2 protein-coding genes are annotated in these 1495 nt (G+C 68.2%); both read right to left on the reverse strand.

Annotated features, from left to right (window positions below; all coding sequences use genetic code 11):
• Nucleotides 1–900, reverse strand: a 900-nt coding sequence (locus tag AC5E6L_RS08380) for a dihydroxy-acid dehydratase domain-containing protein (protein ID WP_491772584.1), incomplete at its 3' end; no start/stop codon positions are given.
• Between the two features lie 41 nt (nt 901–941).
• The coding region (locus tag AC5E6L_RS08385) for a 6-phosphogluconolactonase (RefSeq protein ID WP_491772586.1) at nt 942–1495 on the reverse strand (554 nt) is incomplete at its 5' end.

A 1495-nucleotide genomic window follows, 5' to 3' on the forward strand; every position in this document is an offset into this window, starting at 1 on the left:
GATATTGGCCCGCTCGATCTGATCGACGGTGCGCTCGTCGATCATCTCGCCGGCGGGCGTGTATTCGTTGCCCAGCGCGGTGATCGCCAGCGCGCGCCTGGTCGCCTCGCGCGTCAGCGCCTCGCGCAGCGGCGTGCCCGGATTGACGAAGCTGGCGCCTGGAATGTGCAGGCCCATGATCTCCATCAGCATCTGGTTGGAGTTGGCGGTGCCGTAGAAGGTGCAGGTGCCGGGGCCGTGATAGGAGGCGCTTTCGGCTTCCAGCAGTTCGGCGCGGCCGATCTTGCCTTCCGCGTATAACTGGCGCTGCCTTGCCTTTTCGTCGTTCGGCATGCCCGAGGTCATGGGACCGGCCGGGATGAACACGGCCGGCAGATGGCCGAAGGTCATCGCCGCGATGAGAAGGCCCGGCACGATCTTGTCGCAGACGCCGAGATAAACGGCCGCATCGAACATGTCGTGCGACAGGCCGACGCCGGCGGCCAGCGCGATCACGTCGCGCGAAAAAAGCGACAGTTCCATGCCCGCCTGGCCTTGCGTGACGCCGTCGCACATGGCCGGCACCCCGCCGGCGACCTGGGCCACCGCGCCTGTCTCGCGCGCGGCGTCCTTGATCACCTGCGGGAACGTCTCGAAGGGCTGGTGTGCCGACAGCATGTCGTTATAGGCGGTGATGATGCCGAGATTGGCGACCACGTCGCCCTTCAGGTTCGCCTTGTCCGAGGTGCCGCAGGCGGCAAAGCCGTGGGCGAGGTTGCCGCACGACAGCTTCGTGCGCTTGGGCCCTTCGCCGGCGCGGGCGGCGAGCCGTTCAAGGTAGAGTTCGCGGGCCGGTTTCGAGCGCTCCTTCATGCGTGCGGTCACGGCTGCGATGGTGGAATGGACGTCGTAGGCGGTCATCATGTGTCTCCGTAGAGGTGTTGGAGCAGTTTAGCGGCGGCCTATGGCGCCCAGAAGACATGGACGGGCGCTGCCGTTTGGCGCAGCACCGCGCGCACGGGCATGGCGTTGACGTCGGTGCCGGCGAGCGCCGCGTCCAGCACGGCGCGCTTTTCGGCGCCTTCGATATGCAGCGCGACGAAGCGCGCATCGAGAATCGGCCCCAGCGTCAGCGTCAGCCGCGGCTCGACCGCGTCCTGGGCATAGATGGCGATCACTTTCTTGTCGCCCGCCGGGTCCAGCGCCTCCTTCAGCGTGTCGCCGCCCGGAAAGAAGGAGGCGGTGTGGCCGTCCGTGCCCATGCCGAGCACGCAGGCATCGAGCCGGTGGCCGTCCTGCTCGAAGGCGGCCTGCGACAGCCGCGCGCATTGGGCCGGCGTGTGCGCGTCGACGACATAGGGCACAAAGCGCGCGCGCGCGGCGCGGCCTTGCAGCAGGTGGCGGCGGACAAGGCCCGCATTGGCGCGCCCATGTTCGGGCGGCACCAGCCGCTCGTCGACGAGCAGCACCATGACCGAGCCCCAGTCGAGGTCGGCCTGTGACAGCACGTCGAACA

Source organism: Roseitalea sp., assembly GCF_984466335.1.